Annotated in this window: 10 protein-coding genes; all 10 read left to right on the top strand. The window is 59.7% G+C overall.

All coding sequences use genetic code 11. The features are described 5' to 3' along the window. The first annotated feature begins 6 nt into the window (after nt 1-6). The 10 genes from ORG26_RS08225 (at nt 7) to ORG26_RS08180 (ending at nt 19,186) form a co-directional block, all read left to right on the top strand. Complete coding sequence (locus ORG26_RS08225; RefSeq protein ID WP_266368352.1) at nt 7-2,403, top strand: ABC transporter permease; 2,397 nt, start codon at nt 7-9, stop codon at nt 2,401-2,403. Between the two features lie 141 nt (nt 2,404-2,544). Further along, nucleotides 2,545-4,977, top strand: a complete 2,433-nt coding sequence (locus ORG26_RS08220) for an ABC transporter permease (RefSeq protein WP_266368351.1) — start codon at nt 2,545-2,547, stop codon at nt 4,975-4,977. 141 nt (nt 4,978-5,118) lie between these two features. Then, complete coding sequence (locus tag ORG26_RS08215; protein WP_266368349.1) at nt 5,119-7,584, top strand: ABC transporter permease; 2,466 nt, start codon at nt 5,119-5,121, stop codon at nt 7,582-7,584. Nucleotides 7,585-7,614: 30 nt separating this feature from the next. Further along, a complete protein-coding gene (locus ORG26_RS08210; protein ID WP_266368347.1) occupies nt 7,615-8,211 on the top strand; it encodes a hypothetical protein in 597 nt (198 codons plus the stop codon). A 92-nt stretch (nt 8,212-8,303) separates the two neighbouring features. Next, nucleotides 8,304-10,721 (top strand): ABC transporter permease, encoded by a 2,418-nt coding sequence (locus ORG26_RS08205; protein ID WP_266368345.1) that lies wholly within the window; start codon nt 8,304-8,306, stop codon nt 10,719-10,721. A 121-nt stretch (nt 10,722-10,842) separates the two neighbouring features. Then, on the top strand, nt 10,843-13,272 hold the full coding sequence (locus ORG26_RS08200) for an ABC transporter permease (protein ID WP_266368344.1): 2,430 nt from the start codon (nt 10,843-10,845) through the stop codon (nt 13,270-13,272). Between the two features lie 153 nt (nt 13,273-13,425). Continuing rightward, the gene (locus tag ORG26_RS08195; protein ID WP_266368343.1) at nt 13,426-15,855 is read left to right on the top strand and encodes an ABC transporter permease; all 2,430 of its coding nucleotides are present in this window, start codon (nt 13,426-13,428) and stop codon (nt 15,853-15,855) included. A gap of 7 nt (nt 15,856-15,862) precedes the next feature. Continuing rightward, entirely contained in the window at nt 15,863-16,330 is a 468-nt protein-coding gene (locus tag ORG26_RS08190; RefSeq protein ID WP_266368342.1) for a nuclear transport factor 2 family protein, read from the top strand. Between the two features lie 57 nt (nt 16,331-16,387). After that, on the top strand, nt 16,388-16,681 hold the full coding sequence (locus tag ORG26_RS08185) for a hypothetical protein (protein ID WP_266368339.1): 294 nt from the start codon (nt 16,388-16,390) through the stop codon (nt 16,679-16,681). A gap of 132 nt (nt 16,682-16,813) precedes the next feature. Continuing rightward, on the top strand, nt 16,814-19,186 hold the full coding sequence (locus ORG26_RS08180; RefSeq protein ID WP_266368337.1) for an ABC transporter permease: 2,373 nt from the start codon (nt 16,814-16,816) through the stop codon (nt 19,184-19,186). Nucleotides 19,187-19,202 lie beyond the last annotated feature (16 nt).

Genomic DNA, 19,202 nt, shown 5'->3' with positions numbered 1-19,202 from the left:
ATAACGATGCTAACGAACTACCTCAAAATCGCCTTCCGCAGCCTCTGGCGGCAGAAAGCTTACTCCTCGATCAACATTGTGGGGCTGGCCGTGGGGATTGCGTCCTGCCTGCTGCTGTTTCTGTACCTGTCGCACGAACTCAGCTACGACAATTTCCACGCGAAAGGCGACCGCATCGTCCGAGCGACAATGGAATACAGCATGGACGGACAGGTGGGCAAAGTAGCTCAAACGGGGACTAAACTGCTGCCGGATTTTGTGCGGAATTTCCCGGAAATCGAAACCGGCGTGCGGCTGTTTCGCGGCAGCCATGTGGTCCGTTACGGCGACCGGCAGTTTACCGAAAACCGCTTCGTGTATGCCGATTCGACCTTCTTCTCGATTTTCTCGTTCCGGCTGCTGAAAGGCAATCCGGCGCAGGCGCTGACGGGCGTCAATCAGATCGTGCTGTCGGAATCTACGGCCAGAAAATACTTCGGGGCGGAATCGCCGGTTGGCAAGGTGCTGAACGTCAATACCGGAGGCGGCGTTGAGAATTATACCGTGACGGGCGTCGTGGAAGATGCCCCGTCGAACTCGCAGATCAAGTACGATCTGCTGGCCTCGTTTTCCTCCTTCGGTCCGGCCCGTACGATTCAGTGGTGGTCGGCCAATTATGCCACTTATTTTCTGTTGAAAAATGCCGCTTCGCTGCCGGGGTTACAGGCGAAGATTCCGGCCCACATGCGCAACCAGTCCGCCGAGACGGAAATGACGGGGAAGAATTACCTGACGTTCAACCTCGAACCGCTGCGGCGCGTGCACCTGCATTCGGATGTAGAAGGCATTTTTGAACCCAACGGCGACCTGACGTACATCTACATCTTCGGTTCGATTGCTGTCCTGATTCTGCTGATTGCCTGCGTCAATTACGTCAATCTGGCGACGGCCCGGGCGGTCGAGCGGGCGCAGGAGGTGGGTGTCCGGAAGGTGATGGGCGCGTTGCCGGTTCAGTTGTTCGGCCAGTTTATCGGCGAATCGCTGCTGGTGACGGCCACCGCGCTCCTCATCGGCCTCGGGCTGGGCTACGTTCTTCTGCCGCTTTTCAACGAATTGTCGGACCGCACTTTCAGCTTTGCCGCCTGGTTGAAACCGCAGAATATGCTGGTGCTGCTGGGACTCGGCCTCTTTGTCGCCCTGACGGCGGGCAGCTATCCGGCGCTGGTCCTGACGCGCTTCCAGCCCGTCCGGGTGCTGAAAGGCCATGTGGGGACAAGCGGAGCGGGTTATTTCCGCCGGACGCTGATTGTGGTCCAGTTTTCCATTACGGCCTTTCTGCTCATCAGCACGCTGGTGGTGCAGACGCAATTGTCGTACATCCAGAGCAAGAAACTGGGCTACGACAAAGACCAGATTCTGGTGCTGGAAGCCGACGGCGCGCTCGCCCGGAAGATGAAGGCGGTGAAAAACGAACTGCGCCGCGACGCCGGGATTCAGGCCGTATCGCTGGCCAACGAAACGCCCGCTTTTGTGCAGGGTGGTTTCTCGATGCACCGCGCCGACCAGCCCGACGAACAGTATAAAATGGTCGCCGGACTGCCCATTGATGAGGATTTTGTCAAAACGACCGGCCTGAAAATCATCGCCGGCCGCGACCTGAACGAAAACGACCTGCAACTCGCCACGAAGGATACGCTCCGGTACCTGCATTTCATCCTGAACGAATCGGCGGTGAAAGAAATGGGCTGGCGGAGTCCGCAGGAGGCCATCGGGCAGAAGATGGACATGGGCAAGCAGCGCCCCGGCGAAGTGGTGGCGGTGGTCGAAGACTTTCATTTTGCTTCCCTGCGGCAGACCATCAAACCGCTCGTGCTGCTTCCGGAGGTCGATTTCAACCGGACGGTTCTGGTTCGGCTGGCAGGCGGCGATGTCGCGGCTACGCTCCAATCCATTGAAGCCACGTGGCGGACACTCGCGCCCAACCTGCCTTTCGAATACCAGTTTCTGGACGAACAATTCAACCGGCTCTACCACGCCGAAGCCCGTACGGGCCGGATTTTCACGGTTTTTGCCAGTCTGTCGATTCTTTTGGCCTGTCTTGGTCTCTTTGGTCTGTCGGCCTACACGACCGCCCGCCGTACCCGGGAAATCGGCATCCGAAAGGTCATGGGTGCCTCGGTGGCGAGTCTGGTGGGACTATTGGCAAAGGACTTCCTGCTGCTGGTGCTGGTCGGGCTGCTCATTGCCTCGCCGCTGGCGTGGTGGGCAATGAAAACGTGGCTCCAGGATTTCGCCTACCGCGTGGACATGCCCTGGTGGACCTTCGGGCTGGCAGGCGTGCTGGCCGTGGCTTTCCTGACGGTGAGCTTCCAGAGCGTGAAAGCGGCCTTGATGAATCCCGTGAAATCGCTGCGGACGGAATAATCAGAACCGCGCGGCGGACCGTCGGGATTACACGGATTTATGGATTGACTATGATGAAAAGAGATCAGCAGAGCATCCGGGTAAATCCCTGAATCTGCGTAATCCAGACGGTCCGCCGCGCGGTTCAAGACACAAACAACGATGCTAACGAACTACCTCAAAATCGCCTGGCGGAATCTGGTTCGCAACAAGGCATTCTCGGCGATCAACATCGCCGGACTGTCCCTGGGCATGGCGACCTGCCTGCTCATTCTGCTGTTTGTGCAGCAGGAGCTGAGCTACGACCGCTTTCACCAGAAGGCCGACCGCATCGTGCGGGTGGTTTTCAAAGCGTCCATGAACGGAGGCAAAATCCGGGAGGCGAGCGTCATGCCGCCCGTCGCGCAGACGCTCAAAGCCGATTATCCGGAAGTGCTGGGAGCCACGCGGCTTCGGGAGGCGGGCCTGCCTATCGTGACGTATAAGGACAAATCGTTCAAGGAGACGGGCGTCGCTTTTGCGGATTCCAACGTGTTCGACGTGTTTACGCTGCCCCTGCTGGCGGGCAATGCCCGGACCGCCCTGAGTCAGCCCAACACGGTGGTGATTTCGCGGAAAACGGCAGAAAAATATTTTGGAAAAGAAGACCCGCTGGGCAAAGTGCTGACCCTCCGCGACTGGAAGGCGCCGTTTACGGTGACGGGCGTCATGGAGAACCTGCCCGCCCAGTCGCACTTTCATTTCGACCTCCTGCTGTCGATGGCCGGTGAACGGGATGCGCAGTCCGGCTCGTGGATGACGTCCGGGTACTACACCTATCTGCTACTGCCCGAAGGCTACGATTACCGACAGCTGGAGGTCAAACTGCCGCAGGTGGCCGGGAAATACATCAGTCCGCAGCTGAAGCAGGCGATGGGCATGAGCCTCGCCGAGTTTCGCCAGAAAGGCAATGACCTCGGCCTCTTCCTGCAACCGCTGACGGCCATTCACCTGCACTCCGATGTCCTGTATGATTTTGAACCGGGCGGCGACATCCGTTACCTCTACCTGTTCGGTGCCATCGCGGTCTTTATGCTGCTGATTGCCTGCATCAATTTCATGAACCTGTCCACGGCGGGCGCGTCCAAACGCGGCCGGGAAGTGGGCATCCGGAAAGTGATGGGCTCGCTCAAACAAAGTCTGGTTACCCAGTTTCTGCTCGAATCCCTGCTCCTGAGCGGGCTGGCGCTGGTGCTGTCTCTGGGGCTGGTCTGGCTGATGCTGCCGTATTTCAACCAGCTGGCCGGAAAAGAACTGACAGTGAATGTGATGCAGAACCCCTGGCTGCTGCCGGGCCTGCTTCTGTTTACGGTGCTGGTGAGCGTGCTGGCGGGCAGTTATCCGGCCTTTTTCCTGTCGTCCTTCAAACCCGTATCGGTGCTCAAAGGACCGGGGCCGCTGGCGGGCCGGGCGGGGCGAAAAGGCTTCAGCCTGCGCAGCGGACTGGTGGTGTTCCAGTTTTTCATCTCGTTCACGCTCATTGTCGGCACGGTCGTGGTGTACCGGCAGCTGCAATACATCCAGAACAAAAAACTGGGCTACGACAAGGAGCAGGTGCTGGTGGTGCGCGAAACGTGGCGGCTGGGCCAGCGGGAAACCGGGTTCCGCGAGCGGCTGCTGGAAGATTCCCGCGTGACGAACGCCACCGTGTCGGGTTATCTGCCCGCCGGACCGTCCAACGGCAATAATTTCATGGCGTATGCCGACAACAACGCCTCGCAGCTGGTCAAGACGCTGCGTTACGAAGTGGACCCGTACTACATTCCCACGCTGGGCATGCGGATGAAGCTCGGGCGGAATTTTTCGGCCGCGTTTCCCACCGATTCGAGCGCGGTCATCATCAACGAATCGGCGGCCCGGGCGTTCGGCTGGGGTTCCAGGGCGCTCGGCCACACGCTGAGCCGGTCGGATAACGAAGGCCGCACGGCAACCTACCGCGTGATCGGCATCGTCGAGGATTTTCATTTCAAATCGCTGCACGAGCGCATTGCGCCGCTGGTGATGACGCTGGGCGGCAATTCCGGCTCCGTCATTGTGAAGGTCAAAACCCCGGAGATGGCGGGTTTACTGGCTGATCTGCAGAAGCAATGGGCCGCTTTCGGAATCGACGCGCCGCTGGAATACGCCTTTCTGGACGAAAGCTTCCAGGCTACCTACGTGGCCGAGCAGCAGACCGGAACGATTCTGGGCGTTTTCGCCGGACTGACGATTCTGGTCGCCTGTCTGGGCCTGTTCGGACTGGCAACCTTCACCGCCGAACAGCGGCGGAAAGAGATCGGCGTGCGCAAAGTGCTGGGCGCGTCGGTCACCGGCGTGGTCGCCCTGCTCTCGCGCGACTTCCTGAAACTGGTGCTGGTCGCCATCGTCATCGCCTCGCCGGTGGCCTGGTACGCCATGAACTGGTGGCTGCAGGATTTTGCCTACAAAATCAACATCGAATGGTGGGTCTTCGTCGTCGCCGGATTACTGGCTGTCGCCATCGCCCTGCTGACCGTGAGCTTTCAAAGCATAAAAGCGGCCTTGATGAATCCCGTGAAATCGCTGCGGACGGAATAATCCGAACCGCGCGGCGGACCGTCTGGATTACGCAGATTTAGGGATTGACTATGATGCTTCGCGAGTCTCAATCCATCATAGTCAATCCCTAAATCTGCGTAATCCAGACGGTCCGCCGCGCGGTTCAAGACACAAACAACGATGCTAACGAACTACCTCAAAATCGCCTGGCGGAATTTGCTCCGCAACAAGACCTTTTCGGCCATCAACATCCTTGGGCTGTCGGTGGGGATGACCTGCTGCATGCTGCTGTGGCTGTACATCCGGAGCGAACTGTCGTTCGACAAACACCAGGAGGCCGCTTCCGAACTGTTCATTCTGGGCCAGAAGGTCAGCAATGGCGGGCGCAGCAGCAACAGCGGCGAGGAGGAGAGCAGCCATATTTCGGCCCCCTACGCCTTCGCCCTCAAATCGGAGTTTCCGGAAATCGAGCAGGCCGGGCGGCTGTGGGTGAATCTCATCGACGAGAAAGCCCTGCTGCAGGTCCGGGAGCCGGGCAAACGGGTGCAGTCGTTCTACGAAAATAAAGGCTACCTGGTCGATTCGACGTTTTTTGACCTGTTTACCTACCAGTTTACGGAAGGCAGTCCGCGGTCGGCGCTGACCGATCCGAACTCGGTGGTGCTGTCCGAACAGGTGGCCCGGAAGCTGTTCGGCAGCAAACCCGCCCTCGACCAGATCATCCGCATCGGCGGCACAACGGGCTCGGGGGAAGAGTTTAAAGTGACCGGCGTTTTCCGGGACGAAAGCGCCCGTTCGCACATCGACGCCCGCTTTTTCGTGCCCATTTCGTCGGGCTGGGTGGGCCGGTTCCTGCGCAGCGGTCCGCTTGATTTTGCCAACAACAACATGTTCCACACGTACCTGAAGCTCCGGCCCGGTACGGACCCCCGCCAGCTGGAAAAGAAACTGCCGGCGTTCGTGGAAAAATACGCCCGCAACGACCTCAAGACGTTTGGGGTGGACAAGAAACTGTTTCTGGTCGGCGTACCGGACATTCACCTTTACAACCGTTTTCAGACGGTCATCACGCCGACCAACAGCACGACCTACCTCTACATTCTGGGCTCCATTGCGCTGTTCACGCTGCTGATTGCCTGCGTCAACTTCATGAACCTGTCCACGGCGCAGTCGGCAAAACGGGCGGCGGAAGTGGGCGTTCGGAAGGTAATGGGGGCCGAGCAGAATTCGCTGGTGTGGCAGTTTCTGGGCGAATCCATGCTGCTGACGTTCCTCGCTCTGGCGATTGCCGTGGGGCTGGTCCTTATTTTCCTGCCCATTTTCAACCAGCTGACCAGCCGGTCGCTCTCCGGACTGGCGCTGCTGGAGCCGCAGATTGTCCTGGCGTTTCTGGCGCTGGCGGCGCTGACGGGGCTGGTGGCGGGCAGCTACCCGGCTTTTTACCTTTCCTGGTTCAACCCGGCGCGGGTGCTGAAAGGCAAGATCAGCAATTCGCTCTCGGCCATCGCCCTGCGGCGCGGACTGGTCGTGTTTCAGTTTGTGGTGTCGGTCGGACTGGTGCTGGCGACGTTTGTCATTGAAGAACAGATGGACTACATGCGGAACAAATCGCTGGGCTTCACGCAGGACCAGCAGGTGATTGTTCCGTTCCGCAGTTCGGAGGCACGCGGCACGTACACCGCCTTCCGGAACGAAATCCTGCGCAACAGCCAGGTGGTGTCGGCGGCCGGAACGCAGTATTACCCCGGCATCGCCAACGCCAGCGACTTCATGCTGCACCTGCCGGAACAGACCGTTGAGCAGGGCCAGAGCGTGAAAACCAACTGGGTGGATTTTGAATACCTGCAAACGATGGGCTTTCAGCTGAAGCAGGGACGCGGCTTCTCGCGGCAGTTCCCGGGCGATACCAATAACCGGATGGTGGTCAACGAGGCGACCCTGCGGAAGTTCCAGATTCCGGCCAGCAAGGCGCTCGGGCAAAAGCTGACGTTCGAATGGCAGGGCACGGCCCACCAGTTCGAAATCGTGGGCGTAGTGCGGGATTTTCATTACGAGGACCTGCACAAAACCATCGAGCCGTATGCCTTTATGCTCAACAGTCGCCCGGATTTCAACTACATGGTCGTCCACGTCAACGCCGCCAACATGACCGGCGTGCTGAACTTCCTCGAAGGCAAGTGGAAGGCGCTCAGCCCGGACGAGCCGTTTGAATACACCTTCCTGAACGAGGATTTCCGGAAGAATTTTCAGGCCGAAGCCCGTACCTCGCGCATCGTGACCTATTTCACGATCATTTCCATTCTCATTTCGTGTCTGGGTCTGTTCGGCCTGGCCGCCTTTGCCGCCCAGCAGCGGACGAAGGAAATCGGCGTCCGGAAGGTGCTCGGTGCCTCGGTGGGCGACATCGTCGTGCTGCTGTCGAAGGATTTTCTGAAGCTGGTGGTCATCGCTCTCGTCATCGCCTCGCCGGTGGCCTGGTGGGCCATGAACCGCTGGCTGCAAAGTTTCGCCTACAAGATTGCCATCGAATGGTGGATGTTTGCCGGAGCCGGTCTTCTGGCGGTCGGTATTGCCCTGCTGACGGTCAGCTCGCAAAGTCTGAAAGCGGCGCTGATGAACCCGGTCAAATCCTTACGAACAGAATAATGCGTCATTTACCTTAATCTACAAACCAACATGAAAACACTATTCACGCTGTTGCTGGCGGTATTGAGCTTCGGGGCCGTTGCCCAGCGGGCCTACGTGAGCAAGGAAATTGAAGACAACGGCAAACGCCTGCGCATCCGCGTCGATGCCGAAAAGGAAGGCCGCAAGGTGCACTTCAAACGGGATTTCGACGCCACCGGCCTGAGCCAGGAAGAGAAGGACCAACTGGTGAGCCGCCTCATGGACTCGCTGGGCGTGGCCGAAACGCCCGCTCCGAAACGGGTTGCCGCCGCCAGACCGAAAAGCCGGACTGCCTCCGCGGTAGCTGCCTCGTCGGACTGTGAGCAGGAAGCCCGCGTGGCCGCCCGGACCGAGGCGCGAACGGCCCAGCCGGGCTACGCTTCGTCCAGAGAAGGCATGGAGCAGGTGGCCGGACGGGTGCCTTACCAGAAACTGATCCGCGAAGACCGCGAAAACGGCCGCCTCTGGATGCATTTTGAATACCGGCTCGACGGCGAAGAACACGTCTTCGAACGCACCATCAACACCGAAGGCAAAACCGACCGGGAAAAGAAACGCCTCATCGAAGAAACCGAACGCAGCCTCGGGCTGGGAGTAAATCAATGATTGAATGATTGAATGTTGAATGATTGGCTCCGCTATTCTTAGCACGGCGGAGCCAATCATTCAACATTCAGCATTCAAAATTCAACATTCGTATGTTCCGCAACTACCTCACCGTGGCCCTGCGCAATTTTGCCCGCCACAAGATATATTCAATCATTAACCTCGGGGGGCTGACCATCGCCGTGGCCTGCTGTCTGCTGCTGGGTCTGTTCGTGCGGCACGAGCTGAGCTTCGACCGGTTCAACACCAAAGCGGACCGGCTGTACCGGGCCTGGACGGAGGAAGAATACAAAGGCGACCGGTTTCGGAACGTGACCACGCCGTTCGTGCTCGGCCCGACGCTGAAAGAAACCTTTCCGGAAGTGGAGGCCATGGCCCGCGTGCGGGTGTCGGAACTTAAAGTACGCAAAGGGGCGGAGGTGTTCAACGAAAATGTGCACATGGTCGAGCCGGACCTGTTCCGCATGTTCGACTTCCCGCTGCTGAACAGCGTGGCGGACAATCCGCTGCGGGAACTGTACTCGGTTGTCCTGACCGAAGAGGTGGCCCGAAAGTATTTCGGCGCACAAAATCCGGTGGGAAAGACGCTGACGATGCAACTGGACAGCGTCATGCAGGATTTTACGGTGACCGCCGTGGCCCGCAACCTCCCGACCGCTTCGAGCGTGCGGTTCGGCATGGCCGTTTCGATGGAGCACATCAAAGACCTGCGTTCGGACCGGACGCTGAAAAGCTGGTTTATGGTGGAGCCCGAAACCTACGTCCTGCTGCGCGAAGGAAGTGCCCCGGACCCGCTGGCGGCTAAATTCCCGGCCATGCTCAAAACGGCCCTGGGCGATAAATACAAGGGCGACAATTACGCTGTTCATCTGCAACCGCTGACGGACATTCACCTGAATCCCGAACTGGCGGGCGGCTTCGAGCCGGTCAGCAACCCGATGTATGTCTACATTCTGTCGGCCTTGTCGGTGTTTCTGCTGCTGATCGCCTGCATCAATTTCATGACGCTTTCGCTGGGTCGGTCGGTGAGCCGGGCGCAGGAGGTGGGCGTCCGCAAGGCGATGGGCGCGCTGCGTTCGCAACTGATGAACCAGTTCTGGAGCGAAGCCCTGCTGATGACGGCCGCCGCCGTGCTGCTTGGTCTGGGACTGGCGGTCGTGCTGCTGCCCTGGTTCGGGACGCTGGCCAATCAGCAACTGACGTTTCAGCTGGACGGAACGACCATCGGCCTGCTGGCGGGTCTGGTGCTGGTCATCGGGCTGGTGGCGGGCAGCTACCCGGCGCTGGTACTGTCGGGCTTCCGGCCGGTGGAGGTGCTGAAAGGCCGGATTTCGGTCAAAGGGGACGGAAGCCTGTTCCGGCGGGGGCTGGTGGTGGTGCAGTTCTGCCTGTCGGTGATGCTCATCGGTAGCACCATCGTTCTGAACCAGCAACTGAACTACCTCCAGAGCAAGTCGCTGGGTTATCAGAAAGAACAGACGATTGTGGTGCCGGTGGGACAATCGGGCGAAGAGGGGCGGCAGCTGGTCGAGCGGTTCCGCAACGAAGCGGCCGGGCACAAAGAGATTCTGAGCGTGGCGGCCTCGGCCTTCCCGTTTGCTTCGGGCGAATGGGGCGAAGTCGGGTTTACGGACGACAACAAGGTGTACCGCAACGCCCGCTTCAACATTGTGGACCCGTATTTTCTGCCCGCCTACGGCATCAAGCTGAAGGCCGGACGCAATTTTGACCCGAAAAACACGGCGGACCACTTCGGCGGCATCATCGTCAACGAAGCCTTCCTGAAAACCTTCGGGCTGAAAGACCCGCTCAACCAGCGCGTGTCGCAGCGCTGGCATAACCACCGCATTATCGGCGTGACGGAGGATTTTCATTACGCCTCCCTGCACAGCAAAGTCGAGCCGCTGCTGCTGATGGTTCGCCCCGATTCGGTGTACGAGCACATCGAAAACCTGATGTTCATGTCGTCGCCCAGCCCGGACTTGTCCATCAGGGTAGCCGCCGGGTCGCTGGCCGACCGGACCGCCCTGCTCGGCCGCCTCTGGAAGCGGGTAGCCCCCAACGAGCCGTTCAGCTACACCTTTCTGGACGAAGACCTGCAGCGGCAGTACCGGGCCGAACAGCGCCTGGGCCGTATTGTCACGATTGCTTCGGGCCTGTCCATCCTGATTGCCTGCCTGGGCCTGTTTGGACTGGCGACGCTGGCCGTGGCGCGGCGGACCAAAGAGATTGGGGTCCGGAAAGTGCTCGGCGCCTCCGTACCCAGCCTCGTGCTGCTGCTGGCGAAAGACTTCCTGAAGCTGGTCGGCGTGGCCATCGTGATTGCTTCGCCGCTGGCCTGGTACGCCATGAACCGCTGGCTCCAGGATTTCGAATACCGCGTTGCCATCCAATGGTGGGTTTTTGCCCTCGCCGGCGTTGTGGCCGTGCTGGTAGCCTTCCTGACGGTGTCTTTCCAGAGCGTAAAAGCGGCCTTCATGAATCCGGTGACCTCGCTGCGGGCGGAATAATCCGAACCGCGCGGCGGACCGTCGGGCGTACGCAGATTCAGGGATTGACCCGGATGCTGCGCCGGTCTCGATTCATCCTGGGAAATCTATAAATCTGCGGAATCCAAGTTCAGGACCAACTATGCTAACCAACTACGTCAAAATCGCTCTTCGTAATCTCCGGAAACATACCGGATTTACGTTTATCAACGTCTTCGGGCTGGCGGTGGGCATTGCCTGCTGCCTGCTGATTGCGCTTTACGTGGTGGACGAACGGAGCTTCGACCGCTTCCACGAGAAGGCCGACCGGATTTACCGCATCAATTCGGACATCAAGTTCGGCGGCAACGACATGCACATGGCCGTTTCGCCCGCCCCGATGGGCCCGACGCTGCTGAAAGATTATCCGCAGGTCGAAAACTTCGTTCGGCTGCACCACCGGGGCACCTGGCTCGTGAAGGCCGCCGGGAAGGCCGAAACGACCCGGGAGCCGGACATCATGTTTGCGGATTCCACCCTTTTCGACGTCTTTACGCTACCTCTGCTGAGCGGTGACCCCAAAACGGCCCTGAAAGAGCCGGGCAGCGTTGTCATTAGCGAAGCGGCGGCCCTGCGGCATTTCGGCACCACCGACGCCCTCGGCAAAACGCTGCTGCTGAGCCGCGACAACCTGCCCTTCCGGGTGACGGGCGTGATGCGGAACATTCCGAAAAACTCGCATTTCCGGACGGACATCTTCGTCAGCATGGTGAACGACGAGTACAACTGGGGCGACTGGCTCAGCAACAACCACCATACGTACCTGCTGCTGCGGGAAGGCAGCCGACCGGAGGATTTTCCAAAAGTCTTCGACACGGTGATCGAAAAATACGTGGGTCCGCAGGCGCTGCTGGCCGTCGGGGCAACACTCGACCAGCTGCGGAAGGCGGGCAACCGCATCAGCTATTCCCTTTTTCCGCTGACCGACATTCACCTCCGCTCCAGGCAGACAATTGAGCTGACGCCCAACAGCGACATCCAGTACGTGTACACCTTCTCGGCCGTTGCCCTGTTTATTCTGCTGATTGCCTGCATCAATTTCATGAACCTGGCGACGGCCCGTTCGGCCAACCGGGCGCGGGAGGTGGGCGTCCGGAAGGTACTCGGCTCCCTGAAAGCGCAGCTGGTGGCGCAGTTCATTGCCGAGTCGGTGCTGATGGCGGCGCTGGCCATGATCCTGGCGCTGCTTCTGGTGGTGGTCTGCCTGCCGTTTTTCAACGACATTTCGTCCAAACAACTGACCGCAAACCGGCTGCTGATGCCGGATTTTCTGCCGTTTCTGGTGGCGCTGCCGCTGGGAGTCGGGCTGCTGGCGGGGAGCTACCCGGCCTTTTTCCTGTCGTCTTTCCGCCCGGTCAACGTCCTGAAAGGCCGGATGAGCCTCGGGCTGAAAAGCACCGGGTTGCGGAGCGGGCTGGTGGTGTTTCAGTTCATGATGTCGGTGGTGCTGATTGCGGGCACTTTGGTCGTGTACCGGCAGCTCAATTTCATCCAGACGACCCGGCTCGGTTTCAACCGCGAGCAGGTGCTGGTGGTGGACGGGGCCTACGCGCTGGGCAATCAGGTGCAGACGTTCCGGGACGAGGTGCTGCGCCTGCCGGGGGTGAGCAGCGGGGCCATTTCCGGCTTTCTGCCCGTGCCTTCCAGCCGCAGCGACAGTCCGCTGTTTCCGGAAGGCGAAATCAACCAGAACCGGGCGGTTTCTTCCCAGAACTGGGGCGTTGATTACGACTACCTGAAGACGATGGGCATGGAGCTGGTGCAGGGCCGGAATTTCTCCCGCGAGTTCGGGGCCGATTCTTCGGCCATGATTCTGAACGAAGCGGCCGTCAAGGTTTTCGGCTTCAAAGACCCCATCGGCAAACGGGTATCCCGGATGCTGGATAACGAAGGCAAGCGGTTTAAGACGTTTACGGTCATCGGGGTGGTGAAAAACTTCCATTACGAATCCCTGCGGCGCTCGATCGGGTCGGTGGCCCTGACGCTGGAGCCGGATGCCGGAGCCGTTTCGTTCCGGACCGCCAGCGGAAACGTGACGGCGCTGGCGGCTCAGATTGAGGCCAAATGGAAACAACTGGCACCCGGTCAGCCCTTCGAATACTTCTTTCTGGAAGACAGCTTCAATGCCATGTACCGGGCCGAACAGCGGGTCAGCCAGATCGTGCTCATTTTCTCCGGCCTGTCCATCCTGATCGCCTGCCTGGGTCTGTTTGGCCTGGCGGCGTTCATGGCCGAGCAGCGGACAAAGGAAATCGGCATCCGCAAAGTGATGGGCGCCAGCGTGCCGAGCATCGTAGGGCTGTTGTCCAAAGACTTTCTGAAACTGGTGGGCATCTCGATTGTGATCGCCACGCCGCTGGCCTGGTACGCCATGAGCCGCTGGCTGCAGGATTTTGCCTACAAAAGCGACCTGCCCTGGTGGGTTTTCGCCCTCGCCGGAGTGGTGGCCGTGGCCATCGCCTTCCTCACCGTCTCCTACCAAAGCCTCAAAGCCGCGCTGACCAACCCGGTGACTTCGCTGCGGGCGGAATAGGAGAGTTATGAGTTAAGAATGAATAATGAATCCTTAACGGTAGTGTGCTATGCTGAGGAGACAACTAAGACTAAATCGGGTTGAGTGCGATCCATCGCCGTAGGTCCTTGTGGTCCGCCACCGCGGTTCATCATTCATTATTCATTTGAACGTATGCTTTCCAATCACCTCAAAATCGCCTTCCGGCAGCTCTGGCGCAATCCGTTGTTCAGCCTGATCAACATCGGGGGGCTGGCGATTGGACTGGCGTGCTTTCTGCTCATTGCGCAGTACGTCTGGTTTGAGCGGAGTTTCGACCGGCAAAGTCCGCACGCGCCCTACATCTGGCGGGTGTATACCGAAAACTACGTCAACGGGGCGCTGGAAACCCGCGATGCCAACTCGCACAGCGCCATCGGCCCCACGCTGAAGGCCGAACTGCCCGAAGTGGTCGATTACACCCGCATCTACAGCGCCCGCGACCTGACGGCCTTCCGCGGCCGGAAGCCCCAGCTCCAGCAGCGGGCCTATGCCGTGGACGAAAGTTTTCTGCGGCTGTTCCCGCACCGCGTCCGGCACGGGCAGACCCGCCAGGCGCTCAGCCAGCCGAATACGGTGGTCCTGACGGCCTCGACCGCCCGGCGCTATTTTGGCGACCGAAACCCCGTCGGGCAGACGCTGCGGCTGGTGGGAGGCTGGTTTACGGGGCTGCATACGGTCACGGCCGTGGTGGACGATGTGCCGCCGAACACGCATTTCCGGTTTGAGATGCTGCTGTCCTACCAAACGCTCTACAGCCGGGGGCATGAGGATAACTGGGAGAATTACTGGGATTACAACTACATCCAGCTTCGCCCGGATGCGGACCCTGCACGGGTGTCCGCCCGACTGTCGGACCTCAGCCGCCGCTTTCTCAGCAAAAGCAACCTGCAACTGCGGATGCAGCCGCTGACGGATATTCACCTGAAGTCGGACCTGACCTACGAACACGAACCGAACGGCAGCGCCCGGATCGTCCAGTTTCTGCTGCTGGTCGGGCTGCTGATTCTGGCTATTGCGTGGGTGAACTACAGCAACCTCACCACGGTCCGGTCCCTGACCCGCGCCAAAGAGGTGGGGCTGCGGAAAACCATCGGCGCTGGTCGCCGGCAGCTGGTCGCCCAGTTTCTGGGAGAGGCCATACTGATGAATCTGCTGGCACTGGGGCTGGCGCTGCTGCTGGTCCAGCTGGCGGCTCCGCTGTTCGACACGCTGACGGCCCGCCCGCTCAGCAGCAGCGGTTTCAATCAAAGCACCGCCTTTTACGGAACGCTTTTCGCCCTGTTTCTGACCAGCGTGCTGGGCTCCGGACTGTATCCGGCCCTGGTGCTCTCGGGCTACAAGCCCGCCTGGATGCTGCGCGGCACGTTTGGCCGTTCGCAGAAAGGGCTGGCGCTCCGGAAAACGCTGGTCGTCGGCCAGCTGGTCGGCATGGTGGTGATGCTGGTGGCGACTTTTACGATTTACCGGCAACTGCAATTCATGCAGCACCATGACCTCGGTCTGGCCATCAACCAGATGCTGGTGGTCAAAGCGCCGCTGCACGACTACACTCAGGATTCGCTTTACGGCACCAAAGCGGACGTTTTCCGGACCGAAGCGGGGCGGCTGACCGGGGTGCAGAAAATGACGGCTTCCTCGGTCGTGCCCGGCGACGGCATCAACGCAATCGGCGGCAGCAGCAGCGGCGTTTACTGGAAAAAACGCCTGACGGGTGAGAAAGAGACATTTTATTTCGTCAACGTGGACGAACATTTTCTGGACACCTACGGCGTTCGTCGGCTGGCCGGGCCGGGTTTCCGGACGCAGGAGGCAGACTGGCGGCGCTACTGCCTCATCAACCGGGCGGCCCTGAAGGCACTCGGTTTTCCGTCGGCCGAAGCCGCCGTGAACGAATCGCTGGTGTTTGGCGGCGAAGAGCGGCAGCAGGCGGATCTGCGCATCGTGGGCGTCATCGACGATTTTCACATCGAATCCCTGAAAATGCCGACCCGCCCGACGCTGTACTACTGCGCTCCGGTCAGCCGGATGGCGTATTTCTCCTTTAAACTGGATGCCCGGCGCATTCGAAGCAGTACGGAAGAACTGGGCGCTTTGTGGCAGCGGCTCTACCCCGAAAGTCCGTTCGAGTACTTTTTTCTGGATCAGAAATTCGACGAGCAGTACCGCGCCGAGCGTCGGTTCGGCCAGTTGTTCGGGCTGTTTACGGGGCTGGCCATCGTGGTGGCCTGTCTCGGGCTGTTCGGGCTGGCCGCGTTTTCGGCCGAACAGCGGCGGAAGGAAATCGGCGTGCGCAAAGTCCTCGGGGCTTCGGTGGCCGGGCTGGTGGTGCTGCTGTCCAGAGACTTTTTGAAACTGGTGCTTCTGGCCGTTGTGGTGGCCACGCCGCTGGCAGCGTGGGCCATGAACCGCTGGCTGCAGGATTTTGCCCACAAGATTCAGCTGGAATGGTGGATGTTTGCGCTGGCCGGTCTGCTGACGGTCGGCATTGCCCTGCTGACGGTGAGTTACCAGGCCGTCAGGGCGGCGCTGATGAATCCAGCAAATACGTTACGAACCGATTAACTGATTGATGATGAAAACGATTGTGGCAACTGCTTTCTTGAGTGCTTTGGCGTTGACGGGCTACGCCCAGACGGCTTCTACGGATGAGGTCGCGGGCGTCCGGCAGGCGTGTTTTAATTACATCGATGCTTTTTACAAAGCCGACACCACGCTTGCCTACGCGAGTGTGCATCCGACTTTGCAGAAGCGTGGATTTGCGTTCGACGAAAAGACGAACGCTTATTCCAAACAGCTGGAGATGCCCTTTCCGGCGCTGGTGCGGCTGGCAAAAGTCTGGAACCGGGACGGCAAACGGGCCAACGCCCAGTCGCCGCGGGTTGTGGACGTGTTTGAAGTAGCCGACAAAACCGCTATGGCCAAAGTGACCGCCGTCTGGGGCATTGATTATCTGCACCTGGTCAGGGAAGACGGGAAGTGGATGATTGTCAATGTTCTCTGGCAGTCGCCGCCGAAATCCGTCGTGGCCGTCCGGTAAATTACCGAGCTTTTGTGTCTCCATCCTGGCATATCGTTAACCTAAAACCCAACCCTTATGGCACACATCGCCGTTCCGATTCCGACCCTGCCGGGCAAGCAGGAGATCGAAATTGAAGTTACCATCAACGGGAAAAAACAGGAGCTGCATTACCGCATCGAACTGTTTTACTGGGAAGATTGCCCCGTCCCGAGCATTGACCGCGTGGAGTGCATCCGGCAGATGCTGGCGCACTACGACCAGGACTGGACGCTGTACTACATCGGCACCCCGACGGAGGAATTTGTGCCGATTACGTTTGTGCGCCGGGAGGACCTTGCCAAGCAGCGCAAACTCATGGTCGGTGCCTGAAGCCGGACACCGGTTGTCCGCATACGGACAGTTGGACGACAGGGTTGTGCGTTAATGCGTTGTAAAACAGTCGTTTGCCTTGTGTGGCATGCATTTCGCAACGGGTCAGGCAATCCTATCTTCCAAAACCGTATGCTTCGTAATTACTTCAAAATTGCCTGGCGCAGTTTGCTGAACAACAGAGGTTACTCGGCCATCAACATCGGTGGACTGGCGCTGGCCCTCGGCATCGGCATCCTGCTGCTCTGGTGGGTTCAGGACGAATTAAGCTACGACCGCTTCCACACGCAGGGCGCCCGCATTTACCGGGTCAACGGCGGCTTCGGAACGGGAAGCACCATGTCGATGTCTGCCAACATCGTCGCGCCCGTGGCCGCCTACGCCAAACGGCAGGTGCCGGGTGTGGAGGAAGCGGTGCGGCTGGCGGGCAACTACGACTCGTCGCCGTTCAAGGTCGGCAGCAAAACCCTGATGGAAGACAATGCCGCGTATGTGGACCCGGCCGTATTTACGCTTTTTGATTTTGAATGGGCGCAGGGAAGCCGGACGCGGCCTTTCCCGGACCTCCAGTCGGTGGTGCTGACCGAAAAGGCCGCCCTGCGGTATTTTGGAAGCACCGAGGCGCTCGGCAGGACGCTTTATTCGGTTCCCAAAAAACAGACCTTCGTCGTCAGCGGCGTCCTCCGCGACTTCCCGGACAATTCCAGCATCAAAGCCGAGATGCTTTTCCCGTTCGACATCCTCGTCAAAGGGTACCAGGCGAATGATTACTGGAAAACGATGGAAAGCGACTGGGGCAACTGGCTGGCCGTGACCTTCCTGAAAGTGTCGCCGCAGACGCCGCTGGAACGGATCGAAAAAACGCTGACCGAGCTGCACCACGCCAGCAACCGCTTTGATCAGACCACTTTCTACAAACTGCAACCGCTGCGCGACATTCACCTCTACAACGCCAACGGGCAGCCTTCGGGCCTGCAGGAAATCCGGATGATGGGCATTGTGGCGCTCATTCTGCTGGCTATCGGCTGCATCAATTACGTCAATCTGGCCACGGCCCGGGCGGCCCAGCGGGCAAAAGAGGTGAGCGTGCGCAAGGTCGTAGGGGCGGGGCGGCGGCACCTGATCGCCCAGTTCGTAGCCGAATCGCTTCTGATTTTTCTGGTGGCACTGGTGCTGGCGGTGGGCCTCATCAAGGGCGTCGAACCGTATTACCACGAACTGACGGGCAAGGCCCGGCCTTTCTCGCTGACGGACCCGCAGGTCTGGGCGGTGCTGGGCGGCTCGATTGCCTTCACGCTGCTGGTGGCGGGCCTGTATCCGGCCTTTGTGTTGTCGTCGTTCGAGCCGCTGAAAGTGCTGCGCGGCAAAGGCGTCATCAGCGGGAGCGGGGGCGTGTTCCGCAAGGTGCTGGTGGTGACGCAGTTCGCCTTTTCGACGGCCCTTATCGTCGGCACAATCATCATCGGCAACCAGCTTCGGTTTGTCCGGGAGCGCAACCTCGGCTATGACCGCGAGAACGTCTTTGCTTTCTGGATGACCGACGAAGTGGCCAGGCACTACAAAGCCATCAAGGCCGAACTCCAGCGCGAGCCGGGCGTGCTGGCCGTGACCTCGGCGACCAGCAACCTCATCAGCAACGGCAACTCGACGGGCGATACGGACTGGGACGGCAAGCCCAAAAACAGCCTGTTCATCATTGCGCCGATGGCCGTGGAGGAAGATTTTATCCGAACCTTCCGGCTGAAACTGGCGTCCGGCGCGCCGTTCACCGGCTCCAGAGCCGACTCGACGCATTACATCCTGAACGAAACTGCCGTGAAGCAGGCCGGCATTGTGAACCCGATCGGCAAACGGTTCAAGCTCTGGCAGACGGAGGGAACCATCATCGGGGTCGTGAAAGATTTTCACTTTGCGTCCATGCGGCAGAAAGTGGCTCCGGCTATCTTCTACTACCGGCCCGACCCCGGCTACGGACGCGTGTACGTCAAGACCACGGGCCGCGACGCCTCCAAAGCCATTGCCGCCGCTGAACGGCTCTGGAAACGGTACAGCCCGGACTATCCGTTCGACTACAAGTTTATGGACGAGCAGTACAACAACCTCTACAAGGCCGAGCAGCGGACGGGGCAGCTGTTCAACTTTTTTGCGGGCATTGCCATTCTGGTTTCGTGCCTGGGTCTGTTCGGGCTGGCGACCTTCACGGCCCAGCAGCGGACGAAGGAAATCGGCATCCGCAAGGTGCTCGGCGCGAGTGTAACGGGCATCGTGGCCCTGCTTTCCAAAGATTTCCTGAAACTGGTGGCCATCGCCATCGTGATCGCCTCCCCGCTGGCGTGGTGGGTCATGAGCCGCTGGCTGACCAACTTTGCCTACAAAATCGACATTGAGTGGTGGGTCTTTCTGCTGGCCGGCGTCCTGGCGGTGGGCATCGCCCTGCTGACCGTGAGCTTCCAGAGCATGAAAGCCGCCCTGATGGACCCGGTGAAATCACTGCGGGCGGAGTAATCTGAACCGCGCGGCG

It is taken from the genome of Tellurirhabdus rosea, assembly GCF_026278345.1.
Taxonomy (GTDB): Bacteria; Bacteroidota; Bacteroidia; order Cytophagales; family Spirosomataceae; genus Tellurirhabdus; species Tellurirhabdus rosea.
This window is presented reverse-complemented; position numbering and strand designations above follow the sequence as displayed.

What these genes read in the sequence shown, in the direction of transcription:
- ORG26_RS08225 (WP_266368352.1), top strand. Translation starts at nt 7, where the DNA reads ATGCTAACGAACTACCTCAAAATCGCCTTCCGCAGCCTCTGGCGGCAG.
- ORG26_RS08220 (WP_266368351.1), top strand. Translation starts at nt 2,545, where the DNA reads ATGCTAACGAACTACCTCAAAATCGCCTGGCGGAATCTGGTTCGCAAC.
- ORG26_RS08215 (WP_266368349.1), top strand. Translation starts at nt 5,119, where the DNA reads ATGCTAACGAACTACCTCAAAATCGCCTGGCGGAATTTGCTCCGCAAC.
- ORG26_RS08210 (WP_266368347.1), top strand. Translation starts at nt 7,615, where the DNA reads ATGAAAACACTATTCACGCTGTTGCTGGCGGTATTGAGCTTCGGGGCC.
- ORG26_RS08205 (WP_266368345.1), top strand. Translation starts at nt 8,304, where the DNA reads ATGTTCCGCAACTACCTCACCGTGGCCCTGCGCAATTTTGCCCGCCAC.
- ORG26_RS08200 (WP_266368344.1), top strand. Translation starts at nt 10,843, where the DNA reads ATGCTAACCAACTACGTCAAAATCGCTCTTCGTAATCTCCGGAAACAT.
- ORG26_RS08195 (WP_266368343.1), top strand. Translation starts at nt 13,426, where the DNA reads ATGCTTTCCAATCACCTCAAAATCGCCTTCCGGCAGCTCTGGCGCAAT.
- ORG26_RS08190 (WP_266368342.1), top strand. Translation starts at nt 15,863, where the DNA reads ATGATGAAAACGATTGTGGCAACTGCTTTCTTGAGTGCTTTGGCGTTG.
- ORG26_RS08185 (WP_266368339.1), top strand. Translation starts at nt 16,388, where the DNA reads ATGGCACACATCGCCGTTCCGATTCCGACCCTGCCGGGCAAGCAGGAG.
- ORG26_RS08180 (WP_266368337.1), top strand. Translation starts at nt 16,814, where the DNA reads ATGCTTCGTAATTACTTCAAAATTGCCTGGCGCAGTTTGCTGAACAAC.